The organism is Clostridium nigeriense (assembly GCF_900086595.1).
In the GTDB taxonomy this organism is placed as follows: Bacteria; Bacillota; Clostridia; order Clostridiales; family Clostridiaceae; genus Clostridium; species Clostridium nigeriense.
In genome coordinates, this window is sequence record NZ_LT575472.1 from 483137 (window position 1) to 504753 (window position 21617).

General features: G+C 31.8%; 25 protein-coding genes, 1 tRNA gene, 2 pseudogenes and 1 other annotated feature. Of the genes and pseudogenes, 26 read left to right on the top strand and 2 right to left on the bottom strand.

Going from position 1 to position 21617, the window contains the following annotated elements:
* Positions 1-109: 109 nt before the first annotated feature.
* Entirely contained in the window at positions 110-271 is a 162-nt protein-coding gene (locus tag BN6774_RS18455; RefSeq protein ID WP_159426809.1) for a hypothetical protein, read from the bottom strand.
* Positions 272-411: 140 nt separating this feature from the next.
* Here BN6774_RS18455 and BN6774_RS02605 point away from each other — a divergent pair, with 140 nt between their 5' ends.
* From BN6774_RS02605 to disA, 4 genes are all read left to right on the top strand, one after another.
* Positions 412-1134 carry a GntR family transcriptional regulator gene (locus BN6774_RS02605; protein ID WP_066889787.1) on the top strand — a complete coding sequence of 241 codons (723 nt, stop codon included), beginning with the start codon at positions 412-414 and terminating at the stop codon, positions 1132-1134.
* Complete coding sequence (gene nagB / locus BN6774_RS02610; RefSeq protein ID WP_066889790.1) at positions 1131-1856, top strand: glucosamine-6-phosphate deaminase; 726 nt, start codon at positions 1131-1133, stop codon at positions 1854-1856. Before BN6774_RS02605 ends, nagB begins: the two co-directional genes overlap by 4 nt.
* A 151-nt stretch (positions 1857-2007) precedes the next feature.
* A complete protein-coding gene (gene radA / locus BN6774_RS02615; RefSeq protein ID WP_066889792.1) occupies positions 2008-3375 on the top strand; it encodes a DNA repair protein RadA in 1368 nt (455 codons plus the stop codon).
* 17 nt (positions 3376-3392) lie between these two features.
* Positions 3393-4457: a DNA integrity scanning diadenylate cyclase DisA gene (gene disA, locus BN6774_RS02620; RefSeq protein WP_066889794.1), complete on the top strand. Its 1065-nt coding sequence runs from the start codon at positions 3393-3395 to the stop codon at positions 4455-4457.
* 67 nt (positions 4458-4524) lie between these two features.
* Here the strand turns inward: disA and BN6774_RS02625 are convergent, their stop codons facing one another.
* Positions 4525-4914: a nucleoside triphosphate pyrophosphohydrolase family protein gene (locus tag BN6774_RS02625; RefSeq protein ID WP_066889796.1), complete on the bottom strand. Its 390-nt coding sequence runs from the start codon at positions 4912-4914 to the stop codon at positions 4525-4527.
* Between the two features lie 206 nt (positions 4915-5120).
* Here BN6774_RS02625 and BN6774_RS02630 point away from each other — a divergent pair, with 206 nt between their 5' ends.
* The 22 genes and pseudogenes from BN6774_RS02630 to rplK (BN6774_RS02730) all read left to right on the top strand — a co-directional run bounded on the left by BN6774_RS02630 (position 5121) and on the right by rplK (BN6774_RS02730) (position 21608).
* Complete coding sequence (locus BN6774_RS02630) at positions 5121-6218, top strand: PIN/TRAM domain-containing protein (protein ID WP_066889798.1); 1098 nt, start codon at positions 5121-5123, stop codon at positions 6216-6218.
* Between the two features lie 8 nt (positions 6219-6226).
* Complete coding sequence (gene ispD / locus BN6774_RS02635; protein ID WP_066889800.1) at positions 6227-6895, top strand: 2-C-methyl-D-erythritol 4-phosphate cytidylyltransferase; 669 nt, start codon at positions 6227-6229, stop codon at positions 6893-6895.
* 365 nt (positions 6896-7260) lie between these two features.
* On the top strand, positions 7261-8973 hold the full coding sequence (locus tag BN6774_RS02640) for a proline--tRNA ligase (protein ID WP_066889802.1): 1713 nt from the start codon (positions 7261-7263) through the stop codon (positions 8971-8973).
* Positions 8974-8984: 11 nt separating this feature from the next.
* Complete coding sequence (gene cysS, locus BN6774_RS02645) at positions 8985-10385, top strand: cysteine--tRNA ligase (RefSeq protein WP_066889804.1); 1401 nt, start codon at positions 8985-8987, stop codon at positions 10383-10385.
* 43 nt (positions 10386-10428) lie between these two features.
* Positions 10429-10845, top strand: a complete 417-nt coding sequence (locus BN6774_RS02650) for a Mini-ribonuclease 3 (RefSeq protein ID WP_066889806.1) — start codon at positions 10429-10431, stop codon at positions 10843-10845.
* Between the two features lie 39 nt (positions 10846-10884).
* Positions 10885-11778, top strand: coding sequence for a 23S rRNA (guanosine(2251)-2'-O)-methyltransferase RlmB (gene rlmB, locus BN6774_RS02655; RefSeq protein WP_066889807.1), 894 nt, complete (start codon positions 10885-10887; stop codon positions 11776-11778).
* Positions 11779-11799: 21 nt separating this feature from the next.
* Positions 11800-12315 carry an NYN domain-containing protein gene (locus tag BN6774_RS02660; RefSeq protein WP_066889810.1) on the top strand — a complete coding sequence of 172 codons (516 nt, stop codon included), beginning with the start codon at positions 11800-11802 and terminating at the stop codon, positions 12313-12315.
* Positions 12316-12375: 60 nt separating this feature from the next.
* Positions 12376-13023 (top strand): RNA polymerase sporulation sigma factor SigH, encoded by a 648-nt coding sequence (gene sigH / locus BN6774_RS02665; protein WP_066889812.1) that lies wholly within the window; start codon positions 12376-12378, stop codon positions 13021-13023.
* A gap of 88 nt (positions 13024-13111) precedes the next feature.
* Positions 13112-13187, top strand: a tRNA-Thr gene (locus BN6774_RS02670).
* Between the two features lie 138 nt (positions 13188-13325).
* Positions 13326-13523: pseudogene (locus BN6774_RS18795) on the top strand (GTP-binding protein); the annotation flags it as partial.
* An 18-nt stretch (positions 13524-13541) separates the two neighbouring features.
* Positions 13542-13862, top strand: a pseudogene (gene rpsG / locus BN6774_RS18800) (30S ribosomal protein S7); the annotation flags it as partial.
* A 76-nt stretch (positions 13863-13938) separates the two neighbouring features.
* Complete coding sequence (gene fusA / locus BN6774_RS02680) at positions 13939-16002, top strand: elongation factor G (RefSeq protein WP_066889814.1); 2064 nt, start codon at positions 13939-13941, stop codon at positions 16000-16002.
* A 179-nt stretch (positions 16003-16181) separates the two neighbouring features.
* Positions 16182-17375, top strand: coding sequence for an elongation factor Tu (tuf, locus tag BN6774_RS02685; protein WP_066889815.1), 1194 nt, complete (start codon positions 16182-16184; stop codon positions 17373-17375).
* Positions 17376-17549: 174 nt separating this feature from the next.
* Positions 17550-17699 (top strand): 50S ribosomal protein L33, encoded by a 150-nt coding sequence (rpmG, locus tag BN6774_RS02690; protein WP_066889817.1) that lies wholly within the window; start codon positions 17550-17552, stop codon positions 17697-17699.
* Between the two features lie 51 nt (positions 17700-17750).
* Positions 17751-17984, top strand: coding sequence for a preprotein translocase subunit SecE (secE, locus tag BN6774_RS02695; RefSeq protein ID WP_066889819.1), 234 nt, complete (start codon positions 17751-17753; stop codon positions 17982-17984).
* Between the two features lie 32 nt (positions 17985-18016).
* The gene (gene nusG / locus BN6774_RS02700) at positions 18017-18538 is read left to right on the top strand and encodes a transcription termination/antitermination protein NusG (RefSeq protein WP_066889820.1); all 522 of its coding nucleotides are present in this window, start codon (positions 18017-18019) and stop codon (positions 18536-18538) included.
* A gap of 70 nt (positions 18539-18608) precedes the next feature.
* Positions 18609-19034, top strand: a complete 426-nt coding sequence (gene rplK / locus BN6774_RS02705) for a 50S ribosomal protein L11 (RefSeq protein ID WP_066889822.1) — start codon at positions 18609-18611, stop codon at positions 19032-19034.
* A gap of 52 nt (positions 19035-19086) precedes the next feature.
* Positions 19087-19776, top strand: coding sequence for a 50S ribosomal protein L1 (gene rplA / locus BN6774_RS02710; RefSeq protein WP_066889824.1), 690 nt, complete (start codon positions 19087-19089; stop codon positions 19774-19776).
* Between the two features lie 42 nt (positions 19777-19818).
* Positions 19819-19949 (top strand) — a sequence feature (ribosomal protein L10 leader region).
* A 174-nt stretch (positions 19950-20123) separates the two neighbouring features.
* Positions 20124-20273, top strand: a complete 150-nt coding sequence (rpmG, locus tag BN6774_RS02715; protein ID WP_066889817.1) for a 50S ribosomal protein L33 — start codon at positions 20124-20126, stop codon at positions 20271-20273.
* 51 nt (positions 20274-20324) lie between these two features.
* On the top strand, positions 20325-20558 hold the full coding sequence (secE, locus tag BN6774_RS02720; protein ID WP_066889819.1) for a preprotein translocase subunit SecE: 234 nt from the start codon (positions 20325-20327) through the stop codon (positions 20556-20558).
* Between the two features lie 32 nt (positions 20559-20590).
* Positions 20591-21112, top strand: coding sequence for a transcription termination/antitermination protein NusG (gene nusG / locus BN6774_RS02725; protein ID WP_066889820.1), 522 nt, complete (start codon positions 20591-20593; stop codon positions 21110-21112).
* Positions 21113-21182: 70 nt separating this feature from the next.
* Complete coding sequence (rplK, locus tag BN6774_RS02730) at positions 21183-21608, top strand: 50S ribosomal protein L11 (protein WP_066889822.1); 426 nt, start codon at positions 21183-21185, stop codon at positions 21606-21608.
* The last annotated feature ends 9 nt before the right edge of the window (positions 21609-21617 follow it).

Here is a 21617-nt window from a genome sequence, read left to right on the forward strand (position 1 = left end):
ATTAATATTATTTAATATAAAGTTTACACTATTTCAACACTAAATTCAATATTTATGAAATATTTTATAAAAATAAAGAATATGGTATCATATCAATGTGAGATATAAGTTATTTAATAACATTTTGATTTTCTAAGTTAGAATTAAGAATCATGTTATCTAAAGAATTATCTTTATAGTTTGAGAATAATTCTTCAGATAAATTTTTACTTTTATCTTCACGTAATACATTTTTAGATGGAATATTTGAAAAATAATCTCGACTAACCAAAATATCAACTCCTTTATGGATTATAAGATTATTTTTCTCAAAAATTTTTTTTTTATAACAATATAAAAAATATATAAATTAATCAACTGGTCTAGACATCTATAACGATTTTTAATATAATATTTATAGGAGGATTAATAATGATAGATAAAAGTAGTCCAATTCCGGTTTACTATCAACTTAAGAATGATTTAATATCTAAAATTTCTGAGGGGGTATGGAAACCAGGAGATTGCATAGCAAGCGAAAGAGAGTTATGTGAAATATATGGAGTTAGTAGAATGACCATAAGGCAGGCTATTGGAGAATTAGTACAAGAAGGAATTCTATTAAGGATTAAGGGTAAGGGAACTTTTGTATGCGAACAAACTTTTAAACAAAAGGACATGATGAGCTTTACTGAGATAATAAAGCAAATGGGAAAAAGCCTAAGATCTGAACTAGTTGAATTTGAAAAAATCCAAACTCCAGAAGACTTTACAGATATTTTTTCATTAGATGAGCTATATAAAATAACCAGAAAGCGTATAGTTGATGAGGAGTGTGTTGCTCTTGAGAGAGTTTATATACCAGTAGATTATTGCGGGTATATAGATGAAGAAATGCTAAAAGGGTCCCTATTTAAAATATTAGAGGACTTTGGTTATAAGGTAGATTATTCTCAATCCTCAATTGTTTCAGTTATTATGAATAACGAATTAAAAGATATATTTGGTGTTAGCAACCAAGTACCTATGCTAAAAATTATTAGTAAAACTTATGATTTAAATAATAAATTAATATTTTTAGAAGAAGCTATATATAGGTCAGATAAATTTATTTTAGAAGTAAATATATCTAGAAGAGAGGGGAAAATACGATGAAGGTAATAGTAACAAAAAATTATGAAGAGTTAAGTAAAGTGGCTGCTAATGAAATGGCCGAGGTTGTTAAGAATAATCCTAAGGCAATATTAGGATTAGCAACAGGTGGATCACCAATTGGAATGTATAAAGAGTTAATAAGAATGAATAAAGAAGGAGAAATTGATTTCTCTAAAGTTACTACTGTTAACCTTGATGAATACGTTGGATTAAGTGGAGATCATCCTCAAAGCTATAGATACTTTATGAATGATAATTTATTTAATCATATAAATATAGATAAGAAGAATACTTATGTTCCAAATGGATTAGCTGAAAATATAGAAGAAGAATGTAAAAATTATGATGCTAAAATAGCAGCTTTAGGTGGCACTGATGTTCAGTTATTAGGAGTTGGAAATAACGGACATATAGCATTTAATGAGCCAGATGAAGCATTAGTTTCTGGAACACACTTAACTGGATTAACTGAAGATACTATAAAGGCAAATGCAAGATTTTTTGATTCAATAGATGAAGTTCCAAAGACAGCTTTAACAATGGGTCTTGGCGGAATAATGAAGTCTAAGAAGATAATAGTTATAGCAAGTGGTGAATCTAAGGCTGAAGCTGTAAAAGGAATGGTAAGTGGAAAGATAAGCACTAATATGCCTGCATCAATGTTACAAATGCATAGAGATGTTGTAGTAATAGTTGATGAAGCAGCGGCTAAACTACTATAAAATTTAGATTTGAATAATATTTTTAAAAGAGTTGTAATAATATAATTATTGCAGCTCTTTTTTTATTATTAAAATTGGTTTTTGGATTTTGTTATGATATAGTATTTATAGTAATTTAATATAAAAATAAATAGATTGGTAGGTAAATTTTATGGCAAAGATTAAATCCATGTTTGTTTGTCAAGAATGTGGATATGAGTCTCCTAAATGGTTAGGAAAGTGTCCAGATTGTAATAATTGGAATACCTTAATAGAGGAAATAAAAGAAACAACAAAAGAAGTAAAATCTAAGGTTAATAATATAAGAGTATTAGAAAATATGCCAAAGAGCATAAGAGATATAAAATCAGGTGAAAAAGAAAGATATGATACGGGATTAAAAGAATTAAATAGAGTATTAGGTGGAGGATTGGTAAGAGGCTCTTTAACTTTAATATCAGGAGACCCGGGTATAGGTAAGTCAACACTCCTTCTTCAAACAGCAGATTCAATTTCAAAAAAATATGGCAAGGTTTTATATGTTTCTGGAGAGGAATCGGAAGAACAAATAAAAATTAGAGGAGATAGGTTAGGAGTTAATTCAGATAATCTTTTTATATTATCTGAAACTAATTTAGACTTAATTGAATCATATATTAATGAAATAAATCCTATATTCGTAATTATAGACTCCATTCAAACTGTATATAAAGAATCAATTACATCAGCTCCAGGAAGTGTATCTCAGGTTAAAGAGTGCTCTAATGCAATTATGAGAATAGGAAAACATCAAAATATTCCTTTGTTCATAGTAGCTCATGTAACTAAGCAAGGAGAATTAGCAGGGCCTAGAGTACTTGAACATATGGTAGATACAGTACTATATTTTGAAGGAGAACGTACCGAAGAATTTAGAGTTCTTAGGACTATGAAAAATCGTTTTGGAACTACAAGTGAAATCGGAGTATTCGAAATGGCTGAAGAAGGATTAAAGGAAATATATGATCCTTCGAGAATATTCTTAGAAGATACTAATTTTAACCAAGAGGGTTCTACAGTAATAGGAATAATGGAAGGTACTAGACCGATTTTAGTTGAAATGCAAGCTTTAGTTAGTGAAAGTAATACACACTTAGCAAGCAGAACCGCTGTTGGTATAGATAATCAAAGGCTAAGACTTATACTAGCAGTTTTGGAAAAGAAATTAAGAGTACCTTTTTATAAATATGATGTATATGTCAATGTAGTTGGAGGACTTAGTTTAGATGGAACTACTGGAGATTTAGGCTTAGCCTTAGCTCTATTATCCAGCGTTAAAAACACAGGTTTAAAAATTCAAAGGACAGTTATAATTGGGGAAGTTGGACTTACAGGAGAAATTAGACCGATATCTTCTTGTGAAAGATTAATTAAAGAAGCTGAAAAGATGGGATTCCAAAATGCGATAATACCTGAAAGAAACAAGGATAAGGTAAATAGTAGTAGTATGAATATTATCGGTGTAAGCAATTTAAGAGAGGCTATTAATAAGATATTCTAGCAAGATTGGGTGAGTGTATGAGGATAAAAGATGATGAAGAAATAAAGAGCATATTAAAGTTAATGAGTCCAGGAACAGCTCTTAGAGAAGGTTTGGAAAATATATTAAGAGCTAAAACTGGTGGGTTAATAGTAATTGGTGATGATGAAGAAATAATGAAAATAGTAGATGGCGGATTTAATATTAATTCAGATTATTCACCAGCGTATGTTTATGAATTAGCAAAAATGGATGGAGCTATAGTTTTAAGTAGTGATTTAAAAAAAATAATTTATGCAAATACTCAGCTAGTGCCAGATCATACTCTTACTACATATGAAACTGGTACTAGGCATAGAACAGCAAATAGAGTTGCAAAGCAAACAGGAAATGTAGTTATAGCAATTTCTCAAAGGAGAAATATAATAACTGTTTATAAGGGGGATTTAAAATATGTTCTTCAAGAAAGTAGTGTTATTTTAGCAAGAGCAAATCAAGCAATACAAACTCTAGAAAAGTATGTCACTGTATTAGATAGAGTGATAAACAATTTAAACTTATTAGAATTTCAAGATTTAACTACTATTTTTGATGTAGTTACAGCAATACAAAGAACTGAAATGGTAATGAGAGTAGTTGAAGAAATTAAAAGATATATAGTTGAGCTAGGTAATGAAGGAAGATTAATAGCAATGCAACTTAGTGAACTTATTAGATTTATTGAAAGAGATGGAATACTATTAATAAGAGATTATTGCAAAGAAGACATGGATTATAATGAAATATATAATGAAATACAAAGACTTACAGCAGAAGAACTTGTAGATTTAGATTTAATATCTAAATTGCTTGGTTATACAGGTATGCCATTAACTGATACGTTAATTTCTCCAAAGGGATTTAGAATATTATTTAAAGTTCCAAGAATACCAGTTTCGGTAATAGAGAATTTAGTTAGACACTTTCAACAACTTAAATTTGTAATTGATGCTGATACAGAAGAATTAGATCAAGTAGACGGTATAGGAGAGGCTAGGGCAAAGGCTATAAGAAGTGGATTAAAGAGAATAAAGGAACAAATATATTTAAAGAATGAGATTTAGTTAAAATATGTATAAAAGAAAAAGAAAAAGTTAATAATAAAAAAGCAGGTATTGCCCTGCTTTAAACCTATCTAAGGGTATACTTCCCTAAGATATTTATTTTATTTTCTTCTTTTAGGAATATGTCATATAAGTTCAAATCTAAGCAATTGCATAAAGAGGTAAGATAAAATATATTATTTCCAAGCTCATTTTCTATAACCTCGCGGCAATTATCACAAAGCTTTCCTTCAATATGTGTACTTAAAGAAGGATTAAAGTTTGTATTGGTAGAAAGATGATTTTGTTTTTTAGCGTTTATTTTTATACAGCCGCAATTAGTTACTGATTTAGCTAGAGCTCTATTAACTCTAGCATTTGTTTCATTTAATTTTGTCATTATATCTAGAACACTTTTATGACGTAGTAAAGATTCATTAACATCATTTTGAAAACTATCAAATATTATATCTTTCATATACATCAACTCCTTTAAGATTACGGCTGATACTAATTTTTTATTGCTAAAAGGATTAATTAACTTAAGCCTATAATAAATTAAATCAGTGATTTTTTATAGGGGGTATTTTAAATTAATAAGATTTTAAGATTTATTAATTTAAGAGAATAGGATTTATATGGTATAATTATATAGATTATAAAAATTATATAGGAGGTGAAAATATGTTAAAAAAGATTATAAGAGTTATATTTACTATAATAGGTTTAATAAGTGGGTATATTCTTAGTGGAATATTATTAAACATAAAACTTATAAGTGAAATATCTTTTTTATCTAAAACAATTGGAATTATATCTTTTCGTATTTTTATGACTTTATTAATTGGAATTATTCTTTATTTTATTTCACCACGTATATATGACTCTATTGTTAAGGTTATTGAATATATAGAAAAAAATATTCAAAGGCTTACTGCAACAGAGATAATATATGGTGGGTTTGGTGCATTAATATCATTAATATTAACATCATTGGTGGGATTACCTTTAAATAGTATAGATTTATTTGGGCTAGGACCAATACTCTTTGTCTTATTAAACTTAATATTTGCAATAATATTTGCTAATATATTTATTGAAAAAAGGGATGATATATCAAATGTTCTTGCAAATTTAAGAAAAAATAGTATTAAGGATAAAAAATCTAAGGGTAATGTAAAATCTATAGCTAAAGTTTTAGATACATCAGTAATTATAGATGGTAGAATTTTTGATATATGTCAAACAGGATTTGTGGAAGGGCCTTTAGTTATTCCTAACTTTGTCCTAGATGAGTTAAGACATATTTCGGATTCAGCTGATTCTCTTAAGAGAAATAGAGGAAGAAGAGGTCTTGATATATTAAATAAAATTCAAAAAGAATTAGATATAGAGACTCAAATTTGGGAAGGTGATTTTCCAGAAATTCAAGAAGTTGATAGTAAGTTATTAAAGCTTGCTCAAACTCTAAAGGGTAAAGTTATAACAAATGATTTCAACTTAAATAAAGTTGCAGAATTCCAAGGGGTGCCAGTTCTTAATATTAATGAGCTTGCTAACTCTATTAAGCCAGTAGTTCTTCCAGGAGAAGAAATGAAAGTAATAGTAGTTAAAGATGGTAAGGAAGCAACTCAAGGAATAGGATATTTAGATGACGGAACTATGATAGTTGTAGAAGGTGGAAGAAAGTATATGGGTGAACAAATAGTGGTTATTGTTACATCTGTATTACAAACAGCTGCAGGTAGGATGATATTTGCAAAACCTAAAGAAGAACAGTAGGTGTTTATATGATTAGTGCTATAATTTTAGCCGGTGGAAAAGGGAAAAGAATGGGTGCTAAAGTTAGTAAGCAGTATATAGAGATTAATGGTAAGCCTATCCTATATTATACATTGAAGAAATTTACTGCTTGCCAGGATATAAATAGAATCATTTTAGTATTACCGAGGGATGAAATAGAATATTGTATTAAGGAAGTTTTAGAGAAATACTCTTTAAAGGTAGACTTGATAGTTGAAGGCGGAAAAGAGAGACAAGATTCTGTATTTAATGCGTTAGAAGAAATAAAAAATGATGAAATAGTGTTAATTCATGATGGAGCAAGGCCTTTTGTTTCCGAAAGAATAATAATAGATGGTATAAAATATGCAAAACTTTATGGAGCGGCAGCGCCAGGGGTTATACCTAAGGATACTATAAAAATAAAAGATGAAAATGGATTTTCTCTTTCAACTCCCAATAGACAAGATTTAATGGCAATTCAAACTCCTCAAGTTTTTAAATTTGATTTAATTAAGGAATGTCATAAAAAAATAAAGCAAGATAAGCTAATAGTTACAGATGATACTATGGTTGTTGAAGCTTATAACAATAGAGTTTATTTATATGAAGGAGACTATACTAATATTAAGGTGACCACACCAGAGGATTTAATATTAGCAGAAAGACTTATTTGATAAAAATGACTATTATATTGACATAAATTTTGCTAGAATATATAATAAATTAAGCTAAAATTAAATAGGTTTTAAAACAGTGAAGAAGAATAGTAGAATCCGCATTTCAGAGAGAAAATTCATGGGCTGTAAGATTTTCAACAGGATTTGAACCAGCTTTGGAGTCGTAGGTAAAAACTATCGGTTTAATATCGTTAAAATTATTAGAGCACAAATTTAGGTGGTACCGCGATATAAGTTCGCCCTAATTATAATAGGGTGGGCTTTTTTTATTATCTTATAAAATATATTGTTTATAATTAAAAAATCTAAATAAATTATGAGAATTAGATAAATATAATAAAAAGTAGTAGGAGGAAGCAAAAATGAAAATGTCTAATATGTTAATATCAACATTAAGAGAGGTTCCAGCAGAAGCTGAAATTAATAGCCATAAATTAATGTTAAGAGCTGGAATGATTAGAAAAATGGCATCAGGAATATATAATTACATGCCATTAGGATTAAGAGTTTTAAAAAAGGTAGAAGATATAGTAAGAGAAGAAATGAATGATGCCGGAGCTCAAGAATTTTTAGCTTCTGCAGTATTGCCAGCAGAACTTTGGCAAGAGTCAGGTAGATGGGATGTTTATGGAGAAGAAATGTTTAGACTTAAAGATAGAAATAACAGAGATTTTTGTCTAGGGCCTACTCACGAAGAAGTATTTACAGATATAGCTAGAAATGAAATTAAGTCATATAAGCAATTGCCAGTAAATCTTTATCAAATTCAAACCAAGTATAGAGATGAAAGAAGACCAAGATTTGGTGTTATGAGATCTAGAGAATTTGTAATGAAGGATGCTTATAGCTTTGATAAGGATCAAGATGGATTAGACATATCATATAATAAGATGTATGAAGCTTATATAAAGATATTCAATAGATGTGGAATAGATGCAAAATGTGTTGAAGCAGATTCAGGAGCAATTGGAGGTTCAAATTCAGCTGAATTTATGGTTAAATCAGAAGTAGGAGAAGATGATGTAGTTTTCTGTACAGCTTGTGATTACGCAGCTAATATAGAAAAAGCTCCTTCAACTGTTGAAAAGGCTGAAAAGGAGGAATTAAGGGATTTAGTTAAAACTGAGACTCCTAATATAAGAACTATTGAAGATTTAGTAAAATTCTTTAATACTACTGAAAAGAAATTTGCAAAGACTTTAATTTATAATGCTGATGATAAAATTGTAGCAGTAATGATTAGAGGAGATAGAGAAGCTAATGAGGTTAAAATATCTAATGCTTTAGGTGGAGTAGTTAATTTAAATATGGCTACATCAGAAGAAGTATTAAAGGCTACTAATGCGCAAGTTGGCTTTGCAGGACCTATAAATATAAAGGTTGATACTTTATTAGTTGATGAAGAAGTTGCCAATATGTACAATTTTATAGTAGGGGCAAATGAAACAGGATATCATATTGAAAATGTGAATTATGGTAGAGATTTTGAAGGTGTAGTTGGTGATTATAGAAATATTACTGAAGGTGAAAAATGCCCAGTTTGTGGAGGCAAAGTAACTATATCAAGAGGAACAGAAGTAGGTCATATATTCAAGCTTGGAACTAAATATTCAGAGGCTATGAATGCAAAATTCATAGATGAAAATGGTAAAGAAAAACCATTTATGATGGGATGTTATGGAATAGGTGTAACTAGAACTATGGCATCTATAATAGAACAACATAATGATGAAAATGGAATAGTATGGCCTTTAGCTGTAGCTCCATATCATGTGAATGTTATACCAGTAAATATAAAAGATGAAGAGCAAATGAAAATTGCTAATAGCATTTATGAAGAGCTAAAGAATATGGGAATAGATGTAGTTTTAGATGACAGAAACGAAAGAGCAGGAGTTAAATTTAAAGATTCTGATCTTATGGGAATACCAATGAGAATTACTGTTGGTAAGAAAATATCAGAAGGTGAAGTAGAATTTAAACTTAGAACTGCTGAGATGGAAAATATAAAGATAGAAGAAGTAGTTAATAGGGTAAGAGAAGAGTTTAAGAAAAATAAATTATCTGTTAGATAGGAGGTAATTAAATGAAAATTTATAATAGCTTAACAAGAAAGAAGGAGGAGTTTGTTCCAATTACTCCAGGAGAAGTTAAGATGTATGTTTGTGGACCTACAGTTTATAATTATTTTCATATAGGTAATGGGAGAACTTTTATAGTTTTTGATACCATTAGAAGATATTTAGAGTATAAAGGCTATGATGTTAAGTTTATTCAAAACTTTACTGATATAGATGATAAAATGATTAGAAAAGCTAATGAAGAGGGAACTACAGTTGCTGACATTGGTGATAAGTATATAGACGAATATTACAAAGATGCTGATGGATTAAATATAAAAAGAGCATCAACTAATCCTAGGGCTACTGAATATATAAAAGATATCATAGAGTTTGTTGAAGGACTAATTGAAAAGGGATATGCTTATGAAGTAGATGGAGATGTTTACTTTAGAACGAAGAAGTTTGAGGGATATGGAAAACTTATTAAGCAAAGTTTAGAGGACCTTCAATCTGGTGCCAGAATAAATATAGATGAAAGAAAAGAAGACCCTATGGATTTTGCATTATGGAAGGCACAAAAACCAGGGGAGCCAGCTTGGATAAGTCCCTGGGGACTAGGAAGACCAGGATGGCATATAGAATGCTCATGTATGGCCAAAAAGCTTTTAGGTGAAACTATAGATATTCATGCCGGTGGAATGGATTTAGCTTTCCCACACCATGAAAATGAAATAGCTCAAAGTGAAGCATTAACAGGCAAACCTTTTTCAAATTATTGGATGCATGCTGCATATTTAAATGTTAATAACCAAAAAATGTCTAAGTCTTTAAATAATTTCTTAACGGCTAGAGATGCTTTAGGTAAGTATGATGCAGATGTAATAAGATTTTTAATGTTATCTGCTCACTATAGAGTTCAATTAAATTTTAGTGATGACTTATTAGAATCTGCTAAGGCGTCAGTTGAAAGATTATATAATGCAGTTTCAAATCTTGAAAACTTGATGAATGAAGTTAAGAAAGAAAAGATGGATGAGAAAGAAGAAAAGTATTTAGAATCATTAGATGAATATAGACAAAAGTATATAGCTAAGATGGATGATGATTTCAATACTGCAGATGCTATTACAGCTATCTTTGACCTTATAAAAGATATTAATACAAATATATCTATTGATTCTTCTAAGGAGCTTTGTGAAAAAGCATTAGAACTTATTAGAGAACTTGGAAATCCATTAGGTATTCTTCAAAAGTCTACTAAGGGGAGTCTAGAAGAAGAAATAGAAAGACTAATAGAAGAAAGACAACAAGCAAGAAAAGATAGAAACTTTGCTTTAGCTGATAAAATAAGAGATGACCTTAAGGCAAGAAATATTATTTTAGAAGATACACCTCAAGGTGTTAGATGGAAAAAAATAAATTAATATAAAGGCTGCGTTTGCAGCCTTTATTTAAAGGAGATAGAATATGTTAGAGGATTTAAGAATTAGAGAATTTAGTAAGGAAGAGGCCAGACAGTTAAATCCTTTGCAGTTAGCATTAATAGGTGATGGAGTTTTTGAAATATATATAAGAAACTATATTCTTTCTAATAATACACAATTATCTGCTCATAAAATGCATGTAAAAGCTATTGGATATGTAAAGGCTAAGAGTCAGTCTGCTATAATGCATAATATAGAGGGAGAATTAACAGAGGACGAGATGTACATATATAAGAGAGGTAGAAATGCTAAATCAGCAACTATACCTAAGAACTCAAGTGTTGTAGATTATAGAAATGCTACTGGATTTGAAGCTCTAATTGGATACTTATACTTAATAGGAAATAGGGAAAGACTTTTTAATATATTAGAGAAATCAACGGAAATATACTTAACATAACCTTAGAAAAGGATATAATAGATTTAAGGAGTGATAAAAATGACTAAAGGAACTAGAGAAGCTAGAATGAAGGCTAGAATGGAAAGACAAATGTTTGAAAATAGTCAAAATAAGCCTAAAAAGCAATTTGCTAAAGATAACAGAAGAAGTGTAGATAATAAAGATAAGAACATTGAAATAGTTGAAACTGAAATTAGAGAAGATTTAATTGTTGGTAGAAATGCTGTAATGGAAGTTTTAAAAAGCGATAGAACTATAGAATCATTATATATTGCAAATGGCAATATGGAGGGATCTATAAAGGCTATAATTAATATAGCTAGGGAAAAAGGAATAGTTTTAAAAGATGTAGATAGAAAAAAATTAGATGCAATGAGTGGAGGAGTAAATCATCAAGGTGTAATAGCTCAAGTTACTCCATATAAGTACTGTGAAATACCTCATATGCTAGATTTAGCTAAAAAAAGAGGCGAAGATCCATTTATAGTAATATTAGACGAAATTGAGGATCCTCATAATCTAGGTTCTATAATAAGGACTGCGGAATTATGTGGCGTTCATGGTATTATAATACCAAAGAGAAGAAATGTAGGTATAACATCTACAGTTTATAAATGTTCTGTGGGAGCAATAGAGCATATGAAAATAGCTAAAGTAACTAATATAAATGCAGCTATAGATGAATTAAAAAAAGAAGGTCTTTGGATATATGGAGCAGATATAGCTGGAGAAGAATATAGTTATGAAGTTAATTTTAGTGGACCTTGTGCTATGGTTATAGGAAGCGAAGGCAGGGGGATATCTAAGCTTACATTAAAAAAATGTGATAAGTTAGTTAAGATTCCTATGGTAGGAAAAATAAACTCTTTAAATGCTTCAGTTGCAGGTGGTATAATGATGTATGAAATATTAAAGGGAAGGCTAGTAAAATAACTAAGCCACAAGAGGTATCATGTGAAAATAGTATTTGTTGATGGGTATAATGTTATAAATAGTTGGCCAGATTTAAAAGTTCAAAAAGATTATAGTTTTGATGGGGCAAGACAAAGTTTAATAGATAGTTTGCATAATTATTCTGTTTACGAAGGATGTAGAATTATAATAGTTTTTGATGCCCATAAAGTAAATAGAAGCATTGAAAAGAAGGAAGATATAAATAATAATATAAGTATAGTCTTTACTAAAGATGGAGAAACAGCAGACTCTTATATAGAAAGAGAAGTTCATAATTTGGGAAGAAGGTTTGAGGTCTATGTTGTTACTTCAGATTGGCTTGAGCAACAAACTATTTTTCAAAGAGGGGCTGTTAGAGTATCTTCTATTGAATTTTATAATGAGGTTCTTGATACTGAAAATAGAATAAAAAGAAAAACATTAAAAAATACACATTTATCTAGTAAGAATAATCTATTAGACAATGTTGATGAAGATGTATTGAAAAAGTTAGAGGCTATGAGACGTAGTAAATAAAATGTAATAATAAATCTTAAAAGGTAGAAAGATAGCATAAGGCTTAAAAAGGGGTGATATATGGTGGAGAGTACTAGATTGGAAGAAACCTTATTTGTTGAATTCCAAAATAAACTGGATGAAGAGATAGTAGATGAAGCTAAAAAGGGAAACAGTAGAGCACAAGAATATTTAATTTCAAAGTATGAAAACTTTGTAAAAGCTAAAGCAAAATCTTATTTTCTTATTGGAGCTGACAAAGAAGATATTTATCAAGAGGGAATGATAGGTTTATATAAGGCAATTAGAGATTTTAAGGCAGATAGGCTTACTAGCTTTAAAGCTTTTGCAGAACTTTGTGTTACTAGACAAATTATAACAGCTATTAAAACAGCAACCAGACAAAAGCATATCCCCCTTAACACATATATATCTTTAAATAAACCAATTTATGAGGAAGAATCAGATAGGACGTTAATTGATGTATTATCAGAGTTAAAAATTACTGATCCTGAAGAACTGCTAATAGGAAAAGAACAAATAAAGCATATTGAAGGAGAAATGGCCAAGGTACTTTCTGATCTTGAAATGGAAGTTCTTCAATCTTATTTAGATGGGAAATCATATCAAGAAATTGCTTGTGACTTAGATAGGCAAGCTAAGTCAATAGACAATGCACTTCAGAGGGTTAAGAGGAAACTAGAAAAGTGTCTTTGGCCAGAAAAATAAGTCATTAAATTTTTATTGACAAATTTTTTGAACAATAGTAAACTTTATAATTGGTATATTAAACTGTAAACCAAAATATGATGGAAATGCTCACGTAGCTCAGTAGGCAGAGCGTCGCCTTGGTAAGGCGGAGGTCGTCGGTTCAATCCCGATCGTGAGCTCCAATATAGTTGAGCGCTCACTAATTGCGATTTTTGTGATTTTAAATTGCTTTAATCTTTGTAGTGGGCTCAATATATTAACCAAAAAAGCTAGAAAACGCTAGGCAAAGTTTATCACAAAGATTAAAGGAGGATTTTACAATGGCAAAGCAAAAATTCGAAAGAAGTAAACCACACGTAAACATTGGAACAATCGGTCACGTTGACCACGGTAAGACAACATTAACAGCTGCAATCACAACAGTTTTAGCAAACAGAGGATTAGCAGAATCATTCAAATATGATGAAATTGATAAGGCTCCAGAAGAAAAAGAAAGAGGAATCACAATCAATACATCACACGTTGAATANATAGTGGCGCAAAAAACAGGCAAAGATGCTTTAGAAGTATTTGAAGAAGCAATGAACAATGTAATGCCTTTATTAGAAGTTAAAGCTAGAAGAATAGGTGGTGCTAACTACCAAGTTCCAATCGAAGTTAGACCTGAAAGAAGACAGACTTTAGGACTAAGATGGCTTTTAGATGCTTCAAGAAAAAGAGGCGAAAAGGTAATGGCTCAAAGATTAGCTGGAGAATTAATGGATGCAGCTAATAATACTGGAGCAGCTGTTAAGAAGAGAGAAGATACTCATAAGATGGCTGAAGCAAACAAAGCATTTGCTCATTACAGATACTAATAAACAAACTGTTTTGGACTTTTGCCAAAACAGTTTTGTCGAATTTAAAATTACTCGTTGAGAGGAGGACATACAGATGGCAAGAAATTATCCATTAGATAAATTCCGTAACTTTGGAATAATGGCTCATATAGATGCTGGTAAAACAACAACTACAGAGCGTATATTATTTTATGCTGGTAAAACACATAAAATAGGTGAAACTCACGAAGGTGCTTCACAAATGGACTGGATGGAACAAGAAAAAGAAAGAGGTATAACAATTACTTCTGCTGCAACAATGTGTTTCTGGAAAGACCATGAATTAAATATAATAGATACTCCTGGTCACGTAGACTTTACAGTTGAAGTTGAAAGATCTTTAAGAGTACTTGATGGTGCTGTTACAGTTCTAGATGCAAAGAGTGGTGTTGAACCACAAACTGAAACTGTATGGAGACAGGCAGACAAATACGGTGTACCAAGAATGATATATGTAAATAAGATGGATGCTACAGGTGCAGATTTCTTTAGATGTATCAACACTGTAAGAGATAGATTAAAAGCTAATGCTGTTCCAATACAAATTCCAATTGGAGCAGAAGATCAATTCAAGGGAATGGTAGATTTAATAACTAATAAAGCTATTATGTTCTATGATGATCTTGGAAAAGATGTTAGATATGAAGAAATACCAGCTGACTTAGCTGATCAAGCTGAAGAATATAGAATGGCTATGATAGAAGCAATAGCTGAAACAGATGAAGAGTTAATGGAAAAATACCTTGAAGGTGAAGAGTTAACTGAAGAAGAAATAATGACTGCTTTAAGAAAAGCAACTATTGCTAATGAAGTAGTTCCATGTATTTGTGGATCATCATACAAGAATAAAGGTGTTCAACAAATGATCGATGGAGTTGTTGCATTCTTACCATCACCATTAGATATTCCTGCTGTTAAGGGAACTACTTTAGAAGGTGAAGAAGATACAAGAGAAGCTTCAGATGAAGCTCCAATGTCAGCTTTAGCATTTAAAATAGCTACTGACCCATTCGTAGGAAAGCTTGCATTCACAAGAGTTTACTCAGGTGTTATGCAAAGCGGAACATATGTGTTAAATTCTACTAAGGGTAAAAAGGAAAGAATCGGAAGACTTGTTAAGATGCATGCCAACCACAGAGAAGAGGTTGAGTCATTAGAAGCAGGTGAATTAGGAGCAATAATTGGATTAAAGAACACTACTACAGGAGATACTCTTTGTGCAGAAAATAATCCAATAGTATTAGAATCAATGGAATTCCCAGAACCAGTTATATCTGTAGCTATAGAACCAAAGACAAAAGCTGGTCAAGAAAAGATGGGATTAGCATTAGCTAAATTAGCAGAAGAAGATCCAACATTCAGAACTCATACTGATCAAGAAACTGGTCAAACAATTATAGAAGGTATGGGAGAACTTCACTTAGAAATCATAGTTGATAGATTAACTAGAGAGTTCAAAGTTGAGTGTAACGTTGGTGCTCCTCAAGTTGCTTATAAAGAAACAATCAGAAAAGCTGTTAAAGCTGAAGCTAAATATGCTAAGCAATCAGGTGGTAAAGGACAATACGGTCATGCTGTTATTGAAATGGAACCAACTGAAGGAGAATACACATTTGAAAATGCTATCGTTGGTGGAGCTGTTCCAAAGGAATACATACCAGCTATAGACAATGGTATTCAAGAAGCAGCTAAAAACGGGGTTATAGCAGGATATGAAACTATTAACTTTAAAGTTAAATTAGTTCATGGATCATACCACGAAGTTGACTCATCTGAAATGGCCTTCAAGATTGCAGGATCTATGGCATTTAAGAATGCTATGGCAAAAGCAGATCCAGTATTACTTGAGCCAGTAGAAAAGGTTGAAGTTACAGTTCCAGAAGAATACATGGGAGATGTAATGGGTGACCTTAACTCAAGAAGAGGTAGAATTGAAGGTATGGAAGCTATAAACGGAGCTCAAATAATAAGAGCATTCGTTCCACTTTCAGAAATGTTTGGTTATGCTACTACTTTAAGATCAAGAACTCAAGGTAGAGGAACTTATTCAATGGTATTTGACCACTTTGAAGAAGTGCCAAAGAGCATCCAAGAAAAGATAAAAAGTGAAAGAAACTAATTCACTTTAGTTATAAAAATATGTAATGTTGCTTATAATTAAATTATAAGTAACATTACTAAATATAAACTTAGTATATTGATACTAAAATTCATATAAGTATAGAAAAATAGAACTAAATTAGATATAATAACTAAGAAGGTTCATATTATTTAATTTCCATAAAGGAGGATTTTACAATGGCAAAGCAAAAATTCGAAAGAAGTAAACCACACGTAAACATTGGAACAATCGGTCACGTTGACCACGGTAAGACAACATTAACAGCTGCAATCACAACAGTTTTAGCAAACAGAGGATTAGCAGAATCATTCAAATATGATGAAATTGATAAGGCTCCAGAAGAAAAAGAAAGAGGAATCACAATCAATACATCACACGTTGAATATGAAACAGAAAACAGACACTATGCACACGTTGACTGTCCAGGACATGCTGACTATGTTAAGAACATGATCACAGGAGCTGCTCAAATGGACGGAGCTATCTTAGTTTGTTCAGCAGCAGATGGTCCAATGCCTCAAACAAGAGAGCACATCCTACTAGCATCAAGAGTTGGAGTTGACTACATAGTAGTATTCTTAAACAAAGCTGATATGGTAGATGATGAAGAATTATTAGAATTAGTTGAAATGGAAGTTAGAGAATTATTATCAGAATATAACTTCCCAGGAGACGATATTCCAGTAGTTAAGGGTTCAGCTTTAGTAGCTTTAGAAAACCCAACAGATGAAAAAGCAATCGCTCCAATCCTTGAGTTAATGGAAGCTGTAGACAGCTACATCCCAACTCCAGAAAGAGCAACAGATAAGCCATTCTTAATGCCAGTAGAAGATGTATTCACAATCACTGGTAGAGGAACAGTTGCAACGGGAAGAGTTGAAAGAGGAGTTCTTCACGTAGGAGACGAAGTAGAAATCGTTGGATTACAAGAAGATACAAGAAAAGTAGTAGTAACAGGAATAGAAATGTTCAGAAAGTTACTAGACGAAGCGCAAGCTGGAGATAACGTTGGAGTTCTTTTAAGAGGAGTTCAAAGAACTGACATCGAAAGAGGTCAAGTATTAGCAAAAGTTGGATCAGTTAAGCCACACCAAAAGTTCGTAGGTCAAGTTTACGTACTTAAGAAAGAAGAAGGTGGAAGACATACTCCATTCTTCGATGGATACAGACCACAATTCTATTTCAGAACAACAGACGTTACTGGATCAATCAAATTACCAGAAGGTATGGAAATGGTTATGCCAGGAGACCACATCGACATGAACGTTGAATTAATCACTAGAGTTGCAATGGACGAAGGATTAAGATTCGCGATTAGAGAAGGTGGAAGAACTGTAGGTTCAGGAGTTGTTACTAGCATAATCGAATAATAAATAAGTGATAAAGCTGTGTGTGGGACTGGGTTTCATTACCTAGTCCTTTGCAAGGCTTATATATTGACATAATAGCTGTTTTGTGATAATGTGTTTAGGTAATTAACGAAAATACATTAACATAAAGTAGCATAGTTTTATATTATTTACGGTAAACTGGAGGTGCAGACTGTGAGAGTAAAGGTAACTTTAGCATGCACAGAGTGTAAGCAAAGAAATTACAATTCAATGAAAAACAAGAAAAATAACCCAGACAGATTAGAAATGCATAAATACTGCAAATTCTGTAAGAAACATACACTTCATAAAGAAACTAAGTAATTAGCTGATATAGTTTTGACATATACTCACAATGATTAAGGATGTGAAGTAATGGCTGTTAAGGAAAATGTAAATTTAACTAAAAAAACACCAAGTAATGGTGGAATATTTAATTTTTTTAGAGGGGTTAAGGCAGAAGTTAAAAGAATAACTTGGCCTTCTAAAAATGAAACTAAAAAAGCGTTAATTGCAGTTGGCGTAGTTGTACTAATATATATTGTATTAGTAGGTGGGTTAGATTATATTTTTCAAAACCTCTTTAAATTCATTTTAAATTTTAAATAAAGGAGGTTTAGGCTTTAAGCCTATAAGAAAATATGAGCGAAAAAGCAAGATGGTATGTTGTACACACATACTCAGGCTACGAAAACAAAGTTAAAGCAAATCTTGAAAAGACCATTGAAAATAGAAATCTTCAAAACTTGTTACAAGACATTCAAGTGCCTATGGAAGAAGTAGTAGAAGAGAAAGATGGGAAACAAAAGATTTCTCTAAAGAAGAAGTTTCCTGGATATGTGTTAGTAAAAATGCTAATGACAGATGAGTCATGGTATGTGGTTAGAAACACTAGGGGTGTAACAGGTTTTGTTGGCCCAGCTTCTAAACCAGTTCCCTTAACAGATGAAGAAATTGAATCCATGGGAGTTAAAGAAGCTCCGGTAGAGATTGATTTAGAAGTAGGGGAAAGCGTAAGAGTTATCTCAGGGCCACTAAGAGAATTTGTGGCTATAATTCAAGAGATAAATATAGAAAAACGCAAAATTAAAGCGTTAATCGATATGTTCGGCAGAGAAACTCTAGCTGAACTAGAATTTACACAAGTTGAAAAATTAGTTTAATATAAGCTAATGTTTTAATTAAGTGGGAGGACTTAAGTCCGTATTACCACAGTATAGGAGGAATATTAACATGGCTAAGAAAGTAACAGGGATGATTAAACTTCAACTTCCTGCAGGTAAGGCAACACCAGCACCACCAGTAGGACCAGCATTAGGTCAACATGGTGTTAATATTATGGGATTCTGTAAGGAGTTCAATGCAAAGACTGCTAACCAAGCTGGATTAATAATACCAGTTGTTATAACAGTTTACCAAGATAGATCTTTTAGTTTTATACTAAAGACTCCACCAGCAGCAGTTCTTATAAAGAAGGAATTAGGAATCGAAAGTGGTTCAGGAGTTCCAAACAGAACTAAAGTTGGTAAGTTAACAAAGGATCAAGTAAGAAAAATTGCTGAGTTAAAGATGCCTGACTTAAATGCAGCAACTATCGAAACTGCTATGAGCATGATCGAAGGTACTGCAAGAAGTATGGGAGTAACTGTTGAAGAGTAATTCGTAAAAAAGTGGGAGGTAAAAACCGTTAATACCACAAAGGAGGCAAATTATGGGAAAGAATTATATTGAAAGCGCAAAATTAATAGATAAGAGTGCATTATACACTCCATCTGAAGCTTTAGATTTAGCTGTTAAAACTGCTAAGGCAAAGTTTGATGAAACTATAGAACTACACGTTAGATTAGGGGTTGACCCAAGACACGCAGATCAACAAGTTAGAGGAGCTGTTGTTCTTCCAAACGGAACTGGTAGAACAGTAAGAGTTTTAGTATTCGCTAAGGGCGAAAAAGCTAAAGAAGCTCAAGAAGCTGGTGCAGATTTCGTTGGAGCTGAAGAATTAGTTCAAAAGATCCAAACTGAAAACTGGTTTGATTATGATGTAGTTGTAGCTACACCAGATATGATGGGTGTTGTTGGTAGAATCGGTAGAGTTTTAGGACCTAAAGGATTAATGCCAAACCCAAAATCAGGAACAGTAACATTTGATGTTGCTAAGGCTATAGCTGATATCAAAGCTGGTAAGGTTGAATATAGAGTTGACAAAACTGCTATAGTTCACTGCCCAATCGGAAAGAAGTCTTTTGGAGTTGAAAAACTACAACAAAACTTCCACGCTTTAATGGATGCTTTAATAAAAGCAAAACCAGCTGCTGCTAAGGGACAATACGTTAAATCAGTATCTGTTTCAAGCACAATGGGACCTGGAGCTAAAATTAACCCAACAAAAGTTTTAGATTAGTATTGACAAGTATAAGACTATGTAATATAATCTTATCTGTTGAAAAAAAGAATACTAATTCCAAAGACAGTAGGTGCCGAAAGGTTTAAATAATTGCCTACCGAGGAATACCAAGGTAAGTAATTATTTGTTGGTCTTCCTATGTCTATGGGAAGGCCTTTCTTAATANATAATAAATAAGTGATAAAGCTGTGTGTGGGACTGGGTTTCATTACCTAGTCCTTTGCAAGGCTTATATATTGACATAATAGCTGTTTTGTGATAATGTGTTTAGGTAATTAACGAAAATACATTAACATAAAGTAGCATAGTTTTATATTATTTACGGTAAACTGGAGGTGCAGACTGTGAGAGTAAAGGTAACTTTAGCATGCACAGAGTGTAAGCAAAGAAATTACAATTCAATGAAAAACAAGAAAAATAACCCAGACAGATTAGAAATGCATAAATACTGCAAATTCTGTAAGAAACATACACTTCATAAAGAAACTAAGTAATTAGCTGATATAGTTTTGACATATACTCACAATGATTAAGGATGTGAAGTAATGGCTGTTAAGGAAAATGTAAATTTAACTAAAAAAACACCAAGTAATGGTGGAATATTTAATTTTTTTAGAGGGGTTAAGGCAGAAGTTAAAAGAATAACTTGGCCTTCTAAAAATGAAACTAAAAAAGCGTTAATTGCAGTTGGCGTAGTTGTACTAATATATATTGTATTAGTAGGTGGGTTAGATTATATTTTTCAAAACCTCTTTAAATTCATTTTAAATTTTAAATAAAGGAGGTTTAGGCTTTAAGCCTATAAGAAAATATGAGCGAAAAAGCAAGATGGTATGTTGTACACACATACTCAGGCTACGAAAACAAAGTTAAAGCAAATCTTGAAAAGACCATTGAAAATAGAAATCTTCAAAACTTGTTACAAGACATTCAAGTGCCTATGGAAGAAGTAGTAGAAGAGAAAGATGGGAAACAAAAGATTTCTCTAAAGAAGAAGTTTCCTGGATATGTGTTAGTAAAAATGCTAATGACAGATGAGTCATGGTATGTGGTTAGAAACACTAGGGGTGTAACAGGTTTTGTTGGCCCAGCTTCTAAACCAGTTCCCTTAACAGATGAAGAAATTGAATCCATGGGAGTTAAAGAAGCTCCGGTAGAGATTGATTTAGAAGTAGGGGAAAGCGTAAGAGTTATCTCAGGGCCACTAAGAGAATTTGTGGCTATAATTCAAGAGATAAATATAGAAAAACGCAAAATTAAAGCGTTAATCGATATGTTCGGCAGAGAAACTCTAGCTGAACTAGAATTTACACAAGTTGAAAAATTAGTTTAATATAAGCTAATGTTTTAATTAAGTGGGAGGACTTAAGTCCGTATTACCACAGTATAGGAGGAATATTAACATGGCTAAGAAAGTAACAGGGATGATTAAACTTCAACTTCCTGCAGGTAAGGCAACACCAGCACCACCAGTAGGACCAGCATTAGGTCAACATGGTGTTAATATTATGGGATTCTGTAAGGAGTTCAATGCAAAGACTGCTAACCAAGCTGGATTAATAATACCAGTTGTTATAACAGTTTACCAAGATAGATCTTTTAGTTTTATACTAAAGACTCCACCAGCAGCAGTTCTTATAAAGAAGGAATTAGGAATCGAAAGTGGTTCAGGAGTTCCAAACAGAACTAAAGTTGGTAAGTTAACAAAGGATCAAGTAAGAAAAATTGCTGAGTTAAAGATGCCTGACTTAAATGCAGCAACTATCGAAACTGCTATGAGCATGATCGAAGGTACTGCAAGAAGTATGGGAGTAACTGTTGAAGAGTAATTCGTAAAA